This window comes from Streptomyces sp. NPDC059787, assembly GCF_042732315.1.
In the GTDB taxonomy this organism is placed as follows: Bacteria; Actinomycetota; Actinomycetes; order Streptomycetales; family Streptomycetaceae; genus Streptomyces; species Streptomyces atrovirens.
In genome coordinates this window covers 76,263-94,169 of sequence record NZ_JBHWHX010000031.1, presented here as the reverse complement: position 1 = coordinate 94,169, position 17,907 = coordinate 76,263, and the positions used below count along the sequence as shown (strand labels likewise).

Annotated in this window: 15 protein-coding genes; 4 read left to right on the top strand and 11 right to left on the bottom strand. The window is 72.7% G+C overall.

Annotated features, from left to right (window positions below):
- Nucleotides 1-94: 94 nt before the first annotated feature.
- A complete protein-coding gene (locus ACFV5H_RS26295) occupies nucleotides 95-1,195 on the bottom strand; it encodes a citrate synthase 2 (RefSeq protein ID WP_073934464.1) in 1,101 nt (366 codons plus the stop codon).
- 292 nt (nucleotides 1,196-1,487) lie between these two features.
- Between ACFV5H_RS26295 and pdxH the strand changes: the two genes are divergently transcribed.
- Nucleotides 1,488-2,156: a pyridoxamine 5'-phosphate oxidase gene (gene pdxH, locus ACFV5H_RS26290; RefSeq protein WP_385054478.1), complete on the top strand. Its 669-nt coding sequence runs from the start codon at nucleotides 1,488-1,490 to the stop codon at nucleotides 2,154-2,156.
- 12 nt (nucleotides 2,157-2,168) lie between these two features.
- Here the strand turns inward: pdxH and ACFV5H_RS26285 are convergent, their stop codons facing one another.
- The 8 genes from ACFV5H_RS26285 to ACFV5H_RS26250 are packed head-to-tail and all read right to left on the bottom strand — an operon-like array spanning nucleotide 2,169 to nucleotide 12,265.
- On the bottom strand, nucleotides 2,169-2,783 hold the full coding sequence (locus ACFV5H_RS26285; RefSeq protein ID WP_385054475.1) for a TetR/AcrR family transcriptional regulator: 615 nt from the start codon (nucleotides 2,781-2,783) through the stop codon (nucleotides 2,169-2,171).
- A complete protein-coding gene (locus ACFV5H_RS26280; protein WP_385054472.1) occupies nucleotides 2,771-3,505 on the bottom strand; it encodes an enoyl-CoA hydratase family protein in 735 nt (244 codons plus the stop codon). Before ACFV5H_RS26280 ends, ACFV5H_RS26285 begins: the two co-directional genes overlap by 13 nt.
- A complete protein-coding gene (locus ACFV5H_RS26275) occupies nucleotides 3,502-5,082 on the bottom strand; it encodes a 4-coumarate--CoA ligase family protein (RefSeq protein WP_385197520.1) in 1,581 nt (526 codons plus the stop codon). Before ACFV5H_RS26275 ends, ACFV5H_RS26280 begins: the two co-directional genes overlap by 4 nt.
- A 35-nt stretch (nucleotides 5,083-5,117) precedes the next feature.
- Nucleotides 5,118-6,254, bottom strand: coding sequence for an acyl-CoA dehydrogenase family protein (locus tag ACFV5H_RS26270; RefSeq protein ID WP_385197519.1), 1,137 nt, complete (start codon nucleotides 6,252-6,254; stop codon nucleotides 5,118-5,120).
- Nucleotides 6,255-6,278: 24 nt separating this feature from the next.
- Nucleotides 6,279-8,189 (bottom strand): acetyl/propionyl/methylcrotonyl-CoA carboxylase subunit alpha, encoded by a 1,911-nt coding sequence (locus ACFV5H_RS26265; RefSeq protein WP_385197517.1) that lies wholly within the window; start codon nucleotides 8,187-8,189, stop codon nucleotides 6,279-6,281.
- Between the two features lie 7 nt (nucleotides 8,190-8,196).
- Nucleotides 8,197-9,795 (bottom strand): acyl-CoA carboxylase subunit beta, encoded by a 1,599-nt coding sequence (locus ACFV5H_RS26260; RefSeq protein ID WP_385197516.1) that lies wholly within the window; start codon nucleotides 9,793-9,795, stop codon nucleotides 8,197-8,199.
- Entirely contained in the window at nucleotides 9,792-11,474 is a 1,683-nt protein-coding gene (locus tag ACFV5H_RS26255) for an acyclic terpene utilization AtuA family protein (RefSeq protein ID WP_385197514.1), read from the bottom strand. The genes ACFV5H_RS26260 and ACFV5H_RS26255 overlap by 4 nt, the downstream gene beginning before the upstream one ends.
- Entirely contained in the window at nucleotides 11,471-12,265 is a 795-nt protein-coding gene (locus ACFV5H_RS26250; protein ID WP_385054456.1) for a TIGR03084 family metal-binding protein, read from the bottom strand. The genes ACFV5H_RS26255 and ACFV5H_RS26250 overlap by 4 nt, the downstream gene beginning before the upstream one ends.
- A 116-nt stretch (nucleotides 12,266-12,381) precedes the next feature.
- Between ACFV5H_RS26250 and ACFV5H_RS26245 the strand changes: the two genes are divergently transcribed.
- Together ACFV5H_RS26245 and ACFV5H_RS26240 are read left to right on the top strand one after the other, a co-directional pair.
- Complete coding sequence (locus ACFV5H_RS26245; protein ID WP_385197512.1) at nucleotides 12,382-12,780, top strand: type II toxin-antitoxin system RelE/ParE family toxin; 399 nt, start codon at nucleotides 12,382-12,384, stop codon at nucleotides 12,778-12,780.
- On the top strand, nucleotides 12,777-13,082 hold the full coding sequence (locus ACFV5H_RS26240; RefSeq protein WP_385197510.1) for a helix-turn-helix domain-containing protein: 306 nt from the start codon (nucleotides 12,777-12,779) through the stop codon (nucleotides 13,080-13,082). The genes ACFV5H_RS26245 and ACFV5H_RS26240 overlap by 4 nt, the downstream gene beginning before the upstream one ends.
- Before the next feature lie 10 nt (nucleotides 13,083-13,092).
- Here the strand turns inward: ACFV5H_RS26240 and ACFV5H_RS26235 are convergent, their stop codons facing one another.
- Nucleotides 13,093-14,040, bottom strand: a complete 948-nt coding sequence (locus ACFV5H_RS26235; protein ID WP_385054447.1) for a DMT family transporter — start codon at nucleotides 14,038-14,040, stop codon at nucleotides 13,093-13,095.
- Between the two features lie 258 nt (nucleotides 14,041-14,298).
- On the opposite strand from ACFV5H_RS26235, the gene ACFV5H_RS26230 reads away from it, so the two are divergent.
- On the top strand, nucleotides 14,299-14,751 hold the full coding sequence (locus tag ACFV5H_RS26230; protein WP_385197509.1) for an NUDIX hydrolase: 453 nt from the start codon (nucleotides 14,299-14,301) through the stop codon (nucleotides 14,749-14,751).
- A gap of 99 nt (nucleotides 14,752-14,850) precedes the next feature.
- On the opposite strand, the gene ACFV5H_RS26225 is transcribed toward ACFV5H_RS26230, so the two are convergent.
- Entirely contained in the window at nucleotides 14,851-17,715 is a 2,865-nt protein-coding gene (locus tag ACFV5H_RS26225) for an FAD-linked oxidase C-terminal domain-containing protein (protein WP_385197507.1), read from the bottom strand.
- Nucleotides 17,716-17,907: the final 192 nt, after the last annotated feature.

The following is a 17,907-nucleotide window of genomic DNA, read 5'->3' as shown; positions in this document are numbered from 1 at the left end:
CGACATCTCGAAGCGTGGAGAACGGCCGCCTCCGCTGTCCTGGGAAGAACCGCAGGTCAGCAGGACGAGTGACCCGCGAGGTTAAACGCCAAGCTCAGCGGGCGATGTCCGCGTACCCCTCGATCTCGCGCGGGTCTCGCGTGCCCGGGCCGACGTAACGGGCCGAGGGACGGACCAGGCGGCCCGTGCGCTTCTGCTCCAGGATGTGCGCCGACCAGCCCGCCGTACGGGCGCAGGTGAACATCGAGGTGAACATGTGCGCCGGGACCTCGGCGAAGTCCAGCACGATGGCCGCCCAGAACTCCACGTTGGTGGCGAGCACCCGGTCGGGGCGGCGGGCGTGGAGCTCGGCCAGGGCGGCCTTCTCCAGGGCCTCGGCGACCTCGAAGCGCGGGGCGCCGAGTTCGCGGGCGGTGCGGCGCAGGACGCGGGCGCGGGGGTCCTCCGCGCGGTAGACGCGGTGGCCGAAGCCCATGAGGCGCTCGCCCTTGTCGAGTGCCTGCCTGACGTACGCCTCGGCGTCCCCGGTGCGCTCGATCTCCTCGATCATGCCCAGTACGCGCGAGGGGGCGCCGCCGTGCAGCGGTCCCGACATGGCGCCGACGGCTCCCGAGAGGGCCGCCGCGACGTCCGCGCCGGTCGAGGCGATGACCCGCGCGGTGAACGTGGAGGCGTTCATGCCGTGCTCGGCGGCCGACGTCCAGTACGCGTCGACGGCCGCGACGTGCTTGGGGTCGGGCTCACCGCGCCAGCGGATCATGAAGCGTTCGACGATGGACTCGGCCCTGTCTATCTCGCGCTGCGGCACCATGGGCAGGCCCTGGCCGCGCGCGGACTGGGCGACGTAGGACAGGGCCATGACGGCGGCGCGGGCGAGGTCGTCGCGGGCCTGCTCGGCATCGATGTCGAGGAGCGGTTTCAGGCCCCACACGGGCGCCAGCATGGCCAGCGCGGACTGCACGTCGACGCGGATGTCGCCGGAGTGCACGGGGATCGGGAACGGCTCGGCGGGCGGCAGTCCGGGGTTGAACGCCCCGTCGACGAGCAGCCCCCACACGTTGCCGAAGGAGACGTGCCCGACCAGATCCTCGATGTCGACGCCCCGGTACCGCAGGGCGCCGCCCTCCTTGTCGGGTTCGGCGATCTCCGTCTCGAACGCGACGACTCCTTCGAGCCCGGGTACGAAGTCGGACATCTGGCGGCTCCTTGTGAGGTGGGTGACAGATGGTGTTGTGGGGTGGGACGACCATGTGTCGGCGGTCGGCGGAAGCGTGACGCGCGTCCGGTGGATCCACGGTCCGTGTCGAACGGACTCGCGGTCCGGGACGTCACCCCTGTGATGCCCGGCTGGCGGTCACCCAACCGGATCAGTGGCAGCACGATATCCCCGAGTGCCATCCTTGGGGAGGGTTCGCGGCACTCAGTGCCACCACGTGACGTAGGACACCCCGCTCTCGGGGGCTCCGCGCATACGGCAGGATGACGGCGTGACCGACCGAGACGCCGTCCCCTTCGATCTCGCCTCGATGCGCAAGCAGTACCGGACCGAGGGGCTCTCCGAGACCGACCTGGCCGCCACCCCCGTCGAACAGTTCGCGCGCTGGTTCAAACAGGCCGCGACGGACGGCGGGCTGTTCGAACCGAACGCCATGATCGTCTCGACGGCGGACGCGGCGGGACGGCCCGGCTCACGCACGGTGCTGCTGAAGCACTTCGACGACGACGGGTTCGTCTTCTACACGAACTACGACTCCCGCAAGGGCCGCGACCTGGCGGAGAACCCCCACGTCTCGCTCCTCTTCCCCTGGCATCCGATGGCCCGGCAGGTCATCGTCACCGGCACCGCGCGCCGCACCGGCCGCGACGAGACGGCCGCCTACTTCCGCACCCGCCCGCACGGCTCCCAGCTCGGCGCGTGGGCCAGCGGCCAGTCGTCGGTGATCGCCGACCGCGCGGAGCTCGACGCGACCTACGCCGACCTGGCGGCCCGCTACCCGGAACACGAGCAGGTCCCGGTACCGCCCCACTGGGGCGGCTTCCGCGTGGTCCCGGAGGCGGTGGAGTTCTGGCAGGGCCGGGAGAACCGCCTGCACGACCGCCTGCGGTACGTGGCGGAGGCGGGCGGGGGCTGGCGGGTGGAGAGGCTGAGCCCGTGACCCCGGGGCGTCTCAGCCCAGCGCCTCGTCCAGCAGCACCGCCCACTGCGCCACCACGCGGTCCCGGCGGGCCCCGTCGTCGGTGAGGAGGTTGGCGAGGCCCAGGCCGCGGGCCATGTCCAGCAGGCCCTGGACGGTCTCGCGGACGCCGGGGCGGGACTCGTCGGCGCCGAGGAGTTCGACGGCGATGCGGTGGGACTCGCGGCCGACGCGCAGCTCCAGCTCCGTCACGCGCGGGCGCAGCTGCTCCTCGTTGGAGGCGGCGACCCAGAGGTGGAGCGCCGCGCGGAAGACGGGGCCGGTGTAGAGGCCGACGAGGGCCGCGATCACCGCGCGGCGGTCGCCGGCCGCGGCACCCTCCGGGAAGAGGGCGCGCAGGGCGGTGGAGCGCTCCTCGGCGACGTACTCGACGGCGGCCGTGAAGAGGTCCTCACGGGTCGGGAAGTGGTGCTGGGCGGCCCCTCGGGAGACGCCCGCGCGTTCGGCGACGACGGAGACCGTGGAGCCCGCCCAGCCGTGCTCGGCGAGGCAGGCCACGGCGGCCTCCAGGAGCCGCTGCCGGGTGGCCCGGCTACGGTCCTGCTTGGGGACTCGTTCCGCACGGTCGGCCGTGCTCACACCACCCATTCCGGATCCCGTCGTTCGAGGAAGGCCGTCATTCCCTCGCGCGCGTGGGCGGAGGCGAAGAGGCGCGCCGAGAGCGCGGTCAGGTCGGCCGCGTCCCGGTCGAAGGTCTCCAGCACCCTAGCCGTGAGCAGCCGTTTCGTCTCGGCCAGGGCTTCGGGGGCGGATCTGCGCAGACCGTCGAGGATCGGCGCGAGGACCTCGTCCACGTCGTCTCCGGCGGCGGTGAGCAGGCCGGTGCGGATGGCCTCGGCGGTGTCGAGGCGTTCGCCGGTGAGGTAGTAGCGGGCCAGGGCGCGCGGGTCGGTGCGGGGCAGCAGCGGCAGTGAGATCACGGCGGGCGCGACCCCGATACGGACCTCGGTGAAGGCGAACGTCGCCGCGCGGGAGGCGACGGCGACGTCACAGGCGGCGAGCAGGCCGAGGCCGCCCGCGCGGACGTGCCCGGTGACCCGCGCGAGGACCGGTTTGGGCAGCTCGACGATCCCCCGCAACAGGCCCACCAGCGCCTCGGGTGCGGGCGGGTCGCGCAGGTCGGCGCCCGCGCTGAAGGTGTTGCCGGTGTGGGTGAGGACCACCGCGCGGACGCCGGTGTCCTCGCCGGCGTCGGTGAGCGCGTCGGCCAGTTCGCCGACGAGGGCGGCGGACAGGGCGTTGCGGCGCTCCGGGGCGTCGAGGGAGAGCGTCTCGACGCCCCGCGCGCGGGTGCGGCCGATCAGGGTCACGAGGGCTCCTTGTGCGCCGCGCGGAGTTCACGGCGCAGGATCTTTCCGGAGGCGGCGCGCGGGACGCCATCGATGAAGGTGACGTGCCGGATGCGCTTGTACGGGGCGACGTGCTCGGCGACGTACATCATGACCTCGCCCGCGGAGAGCTCCGGGGCGGACGGCTGACGGACGACGTGGGCGTGCGGGACCTCGTTGCCGTCCTCGTCGTAGACGCCGATGACCGCGGCGTCCGCGATACCGGGGTGGGTGAGGAGCAGCGCCTCGAGTTCGGCGGGGGCGACCTGGAAGCCCTTGTACTTGATCAGTTCCTTCACGCGGTCCACGACGAAGAGCCAGCCGTCGTCATCGACGTGGCCGACGTCGCCGGTGTGCAGCCAGCCGTCCTCGTCGATCATCGCGGCGGTGGCGTCGGGGCGGCCGAGGTAGCCCTTCATGATCTGCGGCCCGCGGATGAGGATCTCGCCGGACTCGCCGGGACCGAGGTCCTTGCCGGGGTCGTCGAGGGAGACGATCCGCATCTCGGTGCCGGCGATGAGCTTGCCGACGGTGCCGGGGGGCGCGTCGCTCATGGCGTCCAGGGGGACGACGTGGGTGCCGGGCGACAGTTCCGTCATGCCGTACGCCTGGCCGACGGGCGGCAGCCCGAGCCGCCGCGAGCAGGCGGCGGCGAGGCTCGCGTCCAGGGGTGCGGCGGCGCTGACGATGTGCTTCAGGGACGACAGGTCGTACCGGGCGACCAGCGGGTGCTTGGCGAGGGCCAGCACGATCGGCGGGGCCACGTACAGGCCGGTGATGCGGTGGTTCTGGATGGCCGCGAGGAACGTCTCCAGGTCGAAGCGCGGCAGGACGACAACGGTGGCGCCCTGGCGGAGGGGGGCGTTCATCAGGGCCGTCAGACCGTAGATGTGGAAGAACGGGAGCACCGCGAGGACGCGGTCGCCGGGGCCCGCCGTGATCAGCGGCTGGAGCTGCGCGAGGTTGGTGGCGATCTGCCGGTGGGTGAGCATCACGCCCTTGGGGACGCCGGTGGTGCCGGAGGAGTACGGCAGGGCGGCGACGTCCTCGGCCGGGTCGATGCCGACCACCGGCTCGGGCGCGGTGGAGGCCAGCATGTCGATCAGGGAACGGTGTCCGGGCGCGCTGTCGCAGACGAGGATCTCCTCGATCCCGCCGGCCAGCTCGGCGGCCCTCCGCGCGGTCTCCAGCAGCGGTGAGACGGTGACGATCCAGCGGGCCGCGCAGTCCCCCAGCTGCTTGCCGAACTCCTCGGCGGTCGCGAGCGGGTGCACGGTGGTGACGGAGGCGCCCGCGCGGGTGGCCGCGTAGAACGCGGTGGGGAAGGCGACCGTGTTGGGGCTGTGCAGGGCGAGCACGTCCCCCTTGCGCACGCCCGCCTCGGCGAGGCCGGCGGCGACCCGCCGGTGGAACCGGTCCACCTGCTCGTACGTGAGGGTGGTGCCGTCGGTGCCGTCGATCAGTGCCGGGGTGCTGCCGAACTCGGCGGCCCGCGCGAGCACCGCGTCGTGGATGGGGAGTTCTACCGGGGAGACGTCTGCGTACTCGCTTCGGAACATGGTTCCTCCAAGACGGCCGAGGGGGCCATGAGGGCCTAGTACGACTTGGGAAGGCCCAGGGTCTGGTGGGAGACGTAGTTGAGGATCATCTCCCGGCTCACCGGGGCGATACGGGACACGCGCGCGGCGGTTATCAGTGAGGCGAGCCCGTACTCTCGCGTGAGGCCGTTCCCGCCGAGGGTGTGCACGGCCTGGTCGACGGCCTTCACACAGGCCTCGCCGGCCGCGTACTTGGCCATGTTGGCGGCCTCGCCCGCCCCCGTGTCGTCACCGGCGTCGTAGAGGTGGGCGGCCTTCTGCATCATCAGGCGGGCCAGTTCGAGGTCGATGTGCGCCTGGGCGAGGGGGTGGGCGATCGCCTGGTGGGAGCCGATGGGGGCGTTCCACACCGTGCGCTCACGCGCGTACTCGACGGCGCGGGCGAGCGCGTGACGGCCCATGCCGATCGCGAAGGCGGCCGTCATGACGCGTTCGGGGTTGAGGCCGGCGAAGAGCTGGAGCAGGCCCGCGTCCTCGTCGCCGACGAGCGCGTCGGCGGGCAGCCGTACGTCGTCGAGGACCAGCTCGAACTGCTTCTCCACGGCGTTGAGTTCCATGTCGATGGGGCGCCGCTGGAAGCCCTCGGCGTCGCGCGGGACGATGAACAGGCAGGGCTTGAGCCTCCCGGTTCGGGCGTCCTCGGTGCGGCCCACGATGAGGGTGGCGTCGGCGATGTCGACCCCGGAGACGAACACCTTGCGGCCGGTGAGGAGCCAGTCGGTGCCGTCGCGGCGTGCCGTCGTGGTGATGCGGTGGCTGTTGGAGCCGGCGTCGGGTTCGGTGATGCCGAAGGCCATCAGGCGGCTGCCGTCGGCCAGGGCGGGCAGCCACTCCCGTTTCTGGGCATCGGTGCCGAAGCGGGAGATGACGGTGCCGCAGATCGCCGGAGAGACGATCATCATCAGCAGGGGGTTGCCGGCGGCGCCCATCTCTTCGAGGACCAGGGAGAGTTCCGTGATGCCGCCGCCGCCACCGCCGTACGCCTCCGGCAGGTTGACGCCGATGTAGCCGAGCTTGGCGGCGTTCTTCCAGAACTCGGTGTTGTCGGTACCGGGGGTGTGGGGGTGGTTGGTCGCGAACGCGGCGACCGCTTCGCGGAGGGCCTTGTGTTCCTCTGATTCGATCACCGGCATGAGCGCTCCTAAGGGGGAGGGGCTTCAGTTCGTCGGGAGGGTGCGGGTCGTCCCGGGCTCGTCGCGCAGTTCCCCGCGCCCCTGGGGGGTTGCCTCCACGACGGCCAGGAGGGTGCCGACCTCCACCTGACGGCCCGGAGCCGCATGGAGGGCGCTCACGACTCCCCTGACCGGGGCGGTGATTTTGTGCTGCATCTTCATTGCCTCCAGCCAGAGCAGGGGTTGGCCGGCCTCTACCTCGGACCCCTCTGCCAGGCCTTCCGCCATGCGGACGACCGTGCCCGGCATGGGGGCCAGGAGGGAGCCGGGGGCGTGCTGGGCGGTGGGGGCGGGGAAGCGGGGCAGGGCGGTGAGGGTGGTGGTGCCGACGTACACGCGGTCGCCGTAGCGGCTGACCTCGTAGCGGCGTCGTACGCCGTCCACGTCCAGGACCACCAGCTCCGCGTCGGCGCGCACGACGTGCACCCCGTCGGCTGCGAGGCCGCCGCGCGTGTGCCGGTAGCGGACCTCGTGCTCCTCGCCCCCCATGGCGTACCGCTTGACCTGTGGCTGCGAGGCGACGTTGCGCCAGCCGCCGAAGCGGGAGCGGCCGTGGGCGTCGGCGAGGGCGGCGGCGAGCGGGGCGTACGGGTCGGGGGCCGGGGCGGTCAGTCCGGGCAGGTGACGGTCGTAGAAGCCGGTGTCCATGCGGGCTTCCGCGAACTCCTCGTGCCGCAGGGAGCGGACGAGGAGGTCCCGGTTGGTGACGGGGCCGTGGATCACCGCGCGGTCCAGCGCCGAGGCCAGCTTGCGGACCGCCTCCGCGCGGGTGGGGGCGTGGGCGACGACCTTGGCGAGCATGGGGTCGTAGTGGACGCCGATGTCGTCACCGTCCGTGTAGCCGGTGTCCAGGCGCACGGTGCCGGGAACGGCGAGGCGGTGCAGGCGGCCGGTCTGCGGTGCCCACTCCCGGGACGGGTCCTCGGCGTAGAGGCGGGCCTCGACGGCGTGTCCACGCGCGCGTGGAGGGTCGTCCGGGAGGGCGTGCCCCTCGGCGACGCGGATCTGCTCGGCGACGAGATCCACACCGAACACGGCCTCCGTCACCGGGTGCTCCACCTGGAGGCGGGTGTTCATCTCCAGGAAGTGCGCCCGGCCGTCGGCGACGAGGAACTCGACGGTCCCGGCGCCGACGTAGGAGACGGCACGCGCGGCGCGTACGGCGAGGGCGTGGAGCTCCTCGGTGAGCGGGCCGGTGAGACCGGGTGCCGGGGCCTCCTCGATCACCTTCTGGTGGCGGCGCTGGAGGGAGCAGTCACGGGTGCCCAGCGCCCACACGGTGCCGTGCGTGTCGGCGAGCACCTGCACCTCGACGTGCCGGCCGCCCGCGTCACCGCCGAGGTACCGCTCGACGAACACCTCGCCGTCGCCGAAGGCGCTCGCGGCCTCCGCGCGGGCGGCGGCCAGTTCGCCGTCCAGGTCCGCGAGGCGCCGTACGACGCGCATCCCGCGCCCGCCGCCGCCCGCCGCCGCCTTCACCAGCACCGGCAGGTCGGACTCGGTGACGTCCCGCAGGGGCTCGATGCCCATCAGCTCCTTGGCGCGCGTCTTGGACGCCATCGCCTCGATCGCCTCCGGGGGCGGCCCGATCCACACCAGGCCCGCGTCCTGGACGGCCCGCGCGAAGTCGGCGTTCTCGGAGAGGAAGCCGTAACCGGGGTGCACGGCGTCCGCGCCGGACGCGAGGGCGGCCTTCACGATCAGGTCGCCGCGCAGGTAGGTGTCGGCGGGCGCCGACCCCGGCAGTCGTACCGCCGTGTCCGCCACGCGCGCGTGGCGGGCGTTCTCGTCGGCGTCCGAGTGCACGGCGACGGTTCGGATCCCCAACTCACTGCAGGTGCGGGCGATACGGCAGGCGATCTCGCCCCGGTTCGCGATCAGCAGGGAAGTGATCATCGGTCCCTCACATCCGGAAGACGCCGAAGCCACCGCGCGCGCCCTCGTAGGGCGCGGTGTGGACGGCCGACAGGCACAGGCCGAGGACGGTGCGGGTGTCGCGCGGGTCGATGACGCCGTCGTCGTAGAGCCGCCCGGACAGGAACATGGGCAGCGACTCGGACTCGATCTGCTGCTCCACCATGGCGCGCAGTGCCGCGTCCGCCTCGTCGTCGTACGGCCGTCCCTTCGCCGTCGCCGACTGCCGCGCGACGATCGACAGCACGCCGGCGAGCTGCTGCGGGCCCATGACGGCGGACTTGGCGCTGGGCCAGGCGAAGAGGAAGCGGGGGTCGTAGGCGCGGCCGCACATGCCGTAGTGGCCGGCGCCGTAGGAGGCGCCCATGAGGACGGACAGGTGGGGGACGCGGGAGTTGCTGACCGCGTTGATCATCATCGCGCCGTGCTTGATGATGCCGCCCTGCTCGTACTCCTTGCCGACCATGTAGCCGGTGGTGTTGTGCAGGAAGAGCAGCGGGATGTCGCGCTGGTTGGCGAGCTGGACGAACTGGGCGGCCTTCTGGGACTCCTCGCTGAAGAGGACCCCCTGGGCGTTGGCGAGGATGCCGACGGGATAGCCGTGGAGAGCCGCCCAGCCGGTGGTGAGGCTGGTGCCGTAGAGGGGTTTGAACTCGTCGAAGTCGGAGGAGTCGACGATCCGCGCGATGACCTCGCGCGGGTCGAAGGGGATCTTGAGGTCGCCCGGGACGATGCCCAGCAGCTCTTCCTCGTCGTACTTGGGCGGTGCGGCCGGTCCCGGCTCGTCGTGGGCCTTGCGGTGGTTGAGGCGGGCGACGACCCGGCGGGCCTGACGGAGCGCGTCCGGTTCGTCGACGGCGAAGTGGTCGGCGAGGCCCGACACGCGCGCGTGCATCTCGGCGCCGCCCAGGGACTCGTCGTCGCTCTCCTCCCCCGTCGCCATCTTCACCAGCGGCGGACCGCCGAGGAACACCTTCGCCCGTTCCTTCACCATGATCACGTGGTCGGACATGCCGGGGATGTACGCGCCCCCGGCGGTGGAGTTGCCGAAGACGACGGCGATGGTCGGGATCCCGGCCGCCGAGAGCCGGGTGAGGTCCCGGAAGATCGCGCCGCCCGGGATGAAGATCTCCTTCTGGGAGGGCAGGTCGGCGCCGCCGGACTCGACGAGGCTGATGCAGGGCAGCCGGTTGGCGAGCGCGATGTCGTTGGCGCGCAGGGCCTTCTTCAGCGACCAGGGGTTGCTCGCGCCGCCGCGCACGGTCGGGTCGTTGGCGGTGATCAGGCACTCCACGCCCTCGACGACCCCGATGCCGGTGACGAGCGAGGCGCCGACGGTGTGGTCGCTCCCCCACGCGGCCAGCGGGGACAGCTCCAGGAAGGGCGTGTCGGGGTCGAGGAGCAGCTCGATGCGTTCGCGGGCGAGCAGCTTGCCGCGCGTGCGGTGCCGTTCGACGTACTTGTCGCCGCCGCCCGCGAGGGCCTTGGCGTGTTCGGCATCGAGTTCGGCCAGCTTGGCGAGCATGGCGTCGCGGTGCGCCCGGTACTCCGGGTCGGCGGTGTTCAGGGCGGATTCGAGGACCGTCACAGCAAGGCCTCCGGGATGTCCAGGTGCCGGGAGCGCAGCCATTCGCCGAGCGCCTTGGCCTGCGGATCGAAGCGGGCCTGTGCGGCGACGCCCTCGCCGAGGATCCCCTCGACGAGGAAGTTCAGGGCGCGCAGGTGGTGCAGTACGTGCCGGGTGACCGGCAGGTCGCGGGCCTCGGGGATCAGCTCCCGGAACCGCTCGACGGTCAGCTCGTGCGCCAGCCACCGCCAGGCGTCGTCGGAGCGGACCCAGACGCCGACGTTGGCGTTCCCGCCCTTGTCGCCGCTGCGGGCGCCGGCGACGAGGCCGAGGGGGGCTCTTGTGGTGGGTCCCGCGGGCAGCGGCTCGGGGAGTGCGGGGTCCGGTACGTCGGCGAGTACGGCGGTGTCGTGAGGTGCGTCCACGGCGATACGGCGTCCGTCGTGGAGGACGGCCACATGGTCGACGTCACCATGGGGGACGTACACATCCTCGAAGACCCCATACGGTGAGCCCTTCCCCGGTGGCGCCATGACATGGAACCCGGGATAGCTCGCCAGTGCCAGCTCGATGGCGGCCCCGCTCAGCACCCGCCCGACCGCTTCCTGAGCCGGATCCCGTACGACGAGACGCAGCAGCGCGCTCGCGGTCTCCTCGGTGCCGGCGTCGGTCCGGTCGGTGCGGACCAGCTCCCAGCGCACGTCGGCGGGCGGCGACTTGGCGAGCGCGTCGCCCATCTGCTCCTTCACGAGGCCGGCCTTGGCCTCGATGCCGAGCCCGGTGAGCACGAACACGACCTCGTTGCGGAAGCCGCCGAGCCGGTTGCGCCCGACCTTGAGCGTGGGCGGCGGGGCCTCGCCCCGGACGCCTTCGACACGCACCCGGTCGGGCCCGTCCTGCCTCAGCCGTACGGTGTCCAGCCGCGCGGTGACGTCCGGCCCGGCGTACCGGGCTCCCCCGGTCTCGTACAGCAGTTGCGCGGTGACCGTGCCGACGTCGACGAAGCCGCCGGTTCCGGGATGCTTGGTGATGACGCTGCTGCCGTCGGCGTGGATCTCGGCGAGCGGGAATCCGGGCCGCCGGAGGTCACCGGGGCGGCGCTCGCCGAAGAAGGCGTAGTTCCCGCCGGTCGCCTGCGTTCCGCACTCCAGCACGTGGCCGGCGACGACGGCCCCCGCGAGCCGGTCGTACTCCGTCGGCGCCCAGCCGAAGTGCGCGGCGGCGGGCCCGGTGACGAGGGCCGCGTCGGTGACCCGCCCGGTGACGACCACGTCGGCGCCCGCGCGGAGGCACTCCGCGATCCCGAAGCCGCCGAGGTAGGCGTGGGCGGCGAGGCTGCCGGGGTACCGCGCGGTGAGGTCGTCGCCCTCGACGTGGGCGATCCGTACGGGGATGCCGAGCCGGTCGGCGAGGGCGCGTACGGCGTCGGCGAGTCCGGCGGGGTTCAGCCCGCCCGCGTTGGTGACGATCCTGACGCCCCGCTCGTGCGCGAGCCCGAGGGTCTCCTCCAGTTGCCGCAGGAAGGTGCGGGCGTACCCGGCGGAGGGGTCCTTCAGCCGGTCGCGGGCGAGGATGAGCATCGTCAGCTCGGCGAGGTAGTCGCCGGTGAGGACGTCGACCTCGCCGCCGGTGAGCATCTCGCGCAGGGCGTCGGAGCGGTCGCCGTAGAAGCCGGAGAAGTTCCCGACGCGCAGGGTCACCGGGTGCCCTCCTTCGACGGGCGTCCACCACCGGGCGGCCCGGCGAAGGCCTGGGCGATGTCCAGCCAGCGGTCGGCGTCGGGGCCGTCGGCGGTGAGGGCGAGGTCCGCGCGGTGGGCGCGCTGGGTGACCAGGAGGCAGAAGTCGAGCGCGGGGCCGGTGACCCGCTGGGGCGCGTCCTCGGGACCGTACGCCCACACCTCACCCCCCGGGCCGACGAGTTCGACCCGGAAGGGATCGGTCGGCGGGGTGAGCCCGTGTGCCCCGTAGGCGAAGTCCCGCGTCCGCACCCCGAGCCAGGCCACATGCCTGAGCCGGTCGCTGGGTGGCCGCATCACACCGACCGTGTCGGCCACGTCCTGTCCATGGGCCCAGGTCTCCATGAGACGGGCGGTGGCCATGGAGGCGGCGGACATGGGCGGCCCGTACCAGGGGAACCGCGCCCCGGCCGGCGCCTCCCGCAGCGCCTTCTCCAGCGCCGCGCGCCCCTCCCGCCACCGCGCGAGCAACTCGGCGGGCGCGGACCGGGCGTACTCCTCGGCACCCTCGTCCACAAAGGTGTACGGGGCGGCGAGGGCCTTCTCCACCAGCGCCCGGAACCCGTCCGGGTCGGTGACGGCGAGCAGCGCGGAGCGGTCGGTCCAGGCGAGGTGGGCGATCTGATGGGCCAGGGTCCAGCCGGCGGCGGGCGTCTGCAGCGCCCACTGTTCGGTGTCGAGTCCGGCCACCAGCCGGTCGAGGTCGTCGCTCTCGGCACACAGGTCGTCGATGACACGCGTCGGGTCGGCCATGAGGGGGAGCATGGCAGGGGCGAATAAAACAATCAAGCATGCTTGCTGGCTTTTGTTCGCCGAGGCGACAACTCGGCCACTTGCCCGAAATATTAGGGAGTGCTAATTTTTCAGGTGTGGCCGAACCCTATGAGCTGCGCTTCTTCGAAGACGTACTGGACTGGATCAAGACGCTCGCCAAGGAGGACCCCGACAGCCACCTCCATGTGATAGCCGCTTTGGAACGGCTCCAGGAAGTGGGCCCGGCGCTTCGGCGGCCGACGGTCGGGGCGATCGAAAAGAGCCGCTACCGGAACATGCGGGAGTTACGCCCCCGCCACGGCGGGACGGTGAGTATCCGCATGCTGTTCGTCTTCGACCCCGAGCGGCGGGCCATCTTCCTGGTGGCGGGCAACAAGGCCGCCGGGCGCCAATGGGCAGCCTGGTACCCCCGGGCGATCAAAGAGGCGGAAGACAAGTACACGTCTTACCTTGATGCGCTGGAACAGGAGAAGAAGGAAGGGCAGGGCAAATGAACCTTGGCTCCATGGACGACCTGACGGCCGACATCACCCCCGAGAAGCGCGAACGCATCGACGCCATCAAGGCGGAAATGGTCGATGCGGAGCGTGGACACGAGCTGGCCGCGCTCCGCAAGGCTCAGGGCTTCACCCAGGTCCAGGTCGCCAAGGCGATGGGCGTCACCCAGGGCCGGGTCAGTCAGATCGAGCGGGGTGCAGCCCGCCTGGACACCTCGACGATGGCGGCGTACCTGCACGCGATCGGTGGCGAGCTGACCATAACGGCCACCGTGGGGAACCTTTCGGTACGGCTGTAGGCGCGACGCATCACAGCCCGGTACCGGCCTTCCCCCGCCCCACCTGCGTCCGCACCGCCCCCATGCTCGCCGCGATGACCAGGGCGATGGCGGCGGCCTCGGCGGTGGAGAGGGCCTGGTCGAGGATGAGGAAGCCGGCGGCTGCGGCGAGGGCCGGTTCCAGGCTCATCAGGATCGCGAAGGTGGAGGCGGGCAGGCGGCGCAGGGCGAGAAGTTCGAGGGTGTACGGGAGGACGGAGGACAGCACCGCGACCGCCGCGCCCAGGCCGAGAACCGTCGGGTCGAGGAGCTTCGTACCGGACTCCACGACCCCGAGGGGAAGGAACAGTACGGCCGCCACGGCCATGGCGAGGGCGAGACCGTCCGCCTGGGGAAAGCGGCGCCCCGTACGCGCACTGAAGACGATGTACGCCGCCCACATGGCGCCGGCACCCAGTGCGAAGACCACACCCAGCGGGTCGAGACTGCTGAAGCCGCCGCCACCCAGGAGGAACACACCGGCGAGGGCCAGGGCGGCCCACACGAGGTTGACCGCCCGCCGGGAGGCCAGCACGGACAGCGTGAGCGGGCCGAGGACCTCCAGCGTGACCGCCGGGCCCAGCGGGATGCGGGCGACGGACTGGTAGAACAGGCCGTTCATCGCCGCCATGGCGACACCGAAGACGATCACCGTGCCCCAGTCGGCGCGCGAGTGCCCGCGCAGCTTCGGCCGGCACAGCACCATCAGCACGAGCGCCGCCACCAGCAGTCGCAGCGTCACGACCCCGAGCGCACCGGCCCGCGGCATCAGCGTCACGGCCAGCGCCCCGCCGAACTGCACGGAGACCCCGCCGGCGAGCACCAGCCCGACCGGCCCGAGGGAGCCCCGTCCGCGCGGGGCGCCGGCCGGGGCGGGCGCACGGCCGCGCTGCCCCGTCCCTGCTGTGGTGGACGGGGTGGCGGTGCTGGGGGTGGTCACGGGGCCTTCCAGGGACGTGGGGACGAGAACTTGCCTATAAGGATTGTGCATCTTGGTGTACTGCCCAGTCCACTACATTGAACCAAGTCAGCACCGTGAAGCAGCTACATGCCTGACCATGCGACCCGCGCCCCGCCGCGGTCAACTCCGTCCGTCACGTGGACCCGGCGCTCTTGGAGCGCATCACGTTCGGACAGTGCGGGAAAGATACGGTTTCCACTGCCGACACCCGCCACCGCTCCCATCATCCGAGGCCCCGTGCGACGACTCATTGCCCGACTCTGGCGCCTCCTGCGCCCCGTGCAGAGCCGCATCATGTGGCTGCTGCACGCCAAGTTCGTGGTCGGCGTGACCGGAGTGGTGCGTGACGACGAGGGGCGGGTGCTGCTGCTCCGGCACCGGATGTGGCCGCCGGGCCGCCAGTGGGGTCTGCCGAGCGGTTTCGCCCGCAAGGGCGAGGACTTCCGGGCAACCGTGGTGCGCGAGGTCAAGGAGGAGACGAACCTCGACGTGGAGGTGGGCCGCCTGGTCATGCTGAACAGCGGCTTCCGTACGCGCATGGAGGTGGCCTACGAGACCCGCCTGCTCGGCGGCGAACTGCGCCTCGACCCCTTCGAGATCCTGGAGGCCCGCTGGTGCCGCCCGGACGACCTCCCGGAGGGGGTCCAGCCGGTGTGCGGCCCGCTGGTACGGGGAGAGACGGCTCCCTGAACGCACCGGCCCGTACACGCGGGTGCCCCGGCGGGCACTGCGCCTCGGGCCGCTCGGTGGCGAAGGGGCCGGGTTCCTCTGAGGGCTACGGCCGCTCGCCTACTTCTCCAGAGCAGCCGCCAGGACCTCCGCCAGGTGCCACCCCCGTACGCCCGTCAGTTGCTCCAGCTGTGTCCGGCAGGAGAAGCCGTCGGCCAGGACCACCGCTTCCTCCGGGGCCTCGCGCACCGACGGGAGGAGCTGGTCCTCGGCGCAGGCGGCCGAGACCTCGTAGTGGCCCTCCTCGAAGCCGAAGTTGCCCGCCAGGCCGCAGCAGCCGCCCGCCAGTTCGCCGGTGAGGCCCGCCGCCTCGCGCAGTCGGCGGTCCGGGTCCTCGCCCAGCACCGCGTGCTGGTGGCAGTGGGTCTGGCCGGTGACCGGGCGGTTCAGTGCGGGCGGGGTCCAGTCCGGGGCGTGCTGCTCCAGCGCCTCCGCGAACGTCAGGACCCGCGAAGCGAGCCGCGCCGCACGGGGGTCGTCGTGGAGGAGTTCCGGGGCGTCCGTGCGCAGAGTCGCCGCGCAGCTCGGTTCCAGGACGACCAGGGGCGCGTCCGTGGCCAGGACCGGTTCCAGGAGGTCGAGGGTGCGGCTCAGGACCGTACGCGCGCGGTCGAGCTGGCCCGTGGAGATGTACGTCAGGCCGCAGCAGACCCGGCCCCTGCGGGTCGTCAGCAGGGAGAGGGCCGAGCGGCTGCGGGCGTCGCCCACCGGGCGGCTCCCCGGCCGCAGTGTGGGCGGCAGCGCCACCCGCAGGCCCGCCGCCTCCAGCACGCGTACCGCCGCACGGCCCACCGACGGCGACAGGTGCTCGGTGAACGTGTCCGGCCAGAGGACGACCGGCCTGCCCTCCCCCGAGGGCACCCGCCGCCCCCGCCACCACCGTGTGAACGTCTCCCCCGCCACCCGGGGGATCTCCCGCTCCCCCGCGATCCCGCCCAGCCGTTTCGCCGCGCCCGCGAGCGGGCCCACCGAGGCCAGGGCGTTCACCGCCGCCGCAGACCGCGTCCGCGCGACCCAGCCCAGCCACACCGGCAGCCACCCCATCGCGTAGTGCGCGGCCGGGCGGCGACGGCCCGCGTAGTGGTGGTGGAGGAACTCCGCCTTGTACGTGGCCATGTCGACCTCGACCGGGCAGTCGGAACGGCAGCCCTTGCAGGACAGGCACAGGTCCAGGGCGTCCCGTACCTCCGTGGAGCGCCAGCCGTCGGTCACCAGCTCACCCGCGAGCATCTCGTGCAGCAGGCGGGCGCGCCCCCGCGTGGAGTGCTGTTCCTCGCCCGTCGCGCGGAACGACGGGCACATCACCGCCGGCCCCGACACGGACGTCGTACGGCACTTGGCGACGCCCACGCAGCGCCGTACCGCCGCCGAGAAGTCGCCGCCGTCGGCGGGGTAGCCGAAGGCGACGTCGACCGGTTCGCGCGGGAGGACGGAGAAGCGGAGGCCGGCGTCCAGCGGCGCGGGGCGGACCAGCATGCCGGGGTTGAGGAGGTCGTCCGGGTCCCAGAGGGCCTTCACGCGTTCGAAGAGGGCGACCGTCTCCGCGCCGTACATGCGCGGGAGGAGCTCCGCGCGGGCCCGGCCGTCGCCGTGCTCGCCGGAGAGCGAGCCGCCGTGCGCCACGACCAGGTCGGCCAGGTCCTCCGAGAAGCGCCGGAAGCGGGCGATGCCCGGCCCGGTCAGCAGGTCGAAGTCGATACGGACGTGGATGCAGCCGTCCCCGAAGTGCCCGTACGGGGTGCCGCGCAGCCCGTGGTCCGCCATGAGGGACCGGAAGTCGCGCAGGTACGCGCCGAGCCGGGCGGGCGGCACCGCGCAGTCCTCCCAGCCCGGCCAGGCCTCCGTTCCGTCCGGCATGCGCGTCGCCGTACCGCTCGCGTCCTCCCTGATGCGCCACAGCGCGCGCTGCCGCGCCGGGTCGGTGACCACCAGGGCGTCCATGACGTCCGCCGCGCGGACGACCGTCTCCGCACGCGCGCGTGCCTCCGCCTCCGTCTCCCCGCCGGTCTCCACGAACAGCCAGGCGCCCCCGCGCGGGAGGTCCGCCACGGACGGCACGAGGTCCGCCGCCATGCCCTCCACGGTCAGCGGGCCGTGCTCCAGCAGCCCCGCCGCCGCCTCCGCGGCCCCGCCCTCGTCCGCGTACGCCAGCACGGCGAGCGCACGCGCGCGTGGAGCCCGTACGAGATCCACGACCGCCTCCGTGAGCACCCCCAGGGTGCCCTCCGAGCCGCAGAGGGAGCGGGCGACGTCCGCGCCCTTTTCGGGCAGCAGGGCGTCCACGGCGTATCCGGAGATACGGCGGGGGAGGTCGGGGAAAGCCGTGCGCAGGCGGGCCAGTTCACCGTCCACCAGGTCCCGCAGCCCGGCCGGGGCGCCCGCCCACGCCCGTCCCGGCCGCAGCCGGTCCCCGCGCGGGGTGACGACCGCGAGCTCACGCACGCTGTCGGCCGTCGTGCCCCAGGCCACCGAGTGGGAGCCGCAGGAGTTGTTGCCGATCATGCCGCCGAGCGTGCAGCGGCTGTGGGTGGAGGGGTCCGGGCCGAAGCGCAGGCCGTACGGGGCGGCGGCCTCCTGGAGGCGGTCGAGGACGAGGCCCGGCTGGACGACGGCCGTGCGCGCCTCGGGGTCGAGGGAGAGCAGGCGGTTCATGTGGCGGGTGAAGTCGAGCACCACACCGGTGCCGGTCGCCTGCCCCGCGATCGACGTGCCGCCACCGCGCGGCACCACGGGGACGCCGTACGCCCGGCACACCGACAGCGCCGCCGCCACGTCGTCGGCGTCCCGCGGGGCCACCACCCCGAGCGGTACCCGGCGGTAGTTGGAGGCGTCCATCGTGGTCAGCGCGCGTGCGGCCGCGGTGAAGTCGACCTCGCCGCGCACGGCCGTCCGCAGTCCGGCCAGCAGTTCCCGGTGATCCGTCATGCCCTCAGGATGCCTCCGCGGAGGCCGGGCGCAGGCGACGGCGCCCGCATGTCCCACGGCGCCGCGGAAGACCCGGATGCGCGCCCGGGATGGGGTGATTGACGAAAACGGAAGCGGAATCTTCCCAAGTCGAACACGAACTCTCATATAGTGACCGCGAGTTGCGCGCAGTTGTCGGCCTCGTTCGAAAGC

Bases quoted from the DNA above. Each gene is read 5' to 3' on its own strand.
- ACFV5H_RS26240 (WP_385197510.1), top strand. From the start codon at position 12,777: ATGAACCTTGGCTCCATGGACGACCTGACGGCCGACATCACCCCCGAG.
- ACFV5H_RS26270 (WP_385197519.1), bottom strand. From the start codon at position 6,254: ATGCCGGTGATCGAATCAGAGGAACACAAGGCCCTCCGCGAAGCGGTC.
- ACFV5H_RS26295 (WP_073934464.1), bottom strand. From the start codon at position 1,195: ATGTCCGACTTCGTACCCGGGCTCGAAGGAGTCGTCGCGTTCGAGACG.
- ACFV5H_RS26275 (WP_385197520.1), bottom strand. From the start codon at position 5,082: ATGTTCCGAAGCGAGTACGCAGACGTCTCCCCGGTAGAACTCCCCATC.
- ACFV5H_RS26225 (WP_385197507.1), bottom strand. From the start codon at position 17,715: ATGACGGATCACCGGGAACTGCTGGCCGGACTGCGGACGGCCGTGCGC.
- ACFV5H_RS26265 (WP_385197517.1), bottom strand. From the start codon at position 8,189: ATGATCACTTCCCTGCTGATCGCGAACCGGGGCGAGATCGCCTGCCGT.
- ACFV5H_RS26250 (WP_385054456.1), bottom strand. From the start codon at position 12,265: ATGGCCGACCCGACGCGTGTCATCGACGACCTGTGTGCCGAGAGCGAC.
- ACFV5H_RS26285 (WP_385054475.1), bottom strand. From the start codon at position 2,783: ATGGGTGGTGTGAGCACGGCCGACCGTGCGGAACGAGTCCCCAAGCAG.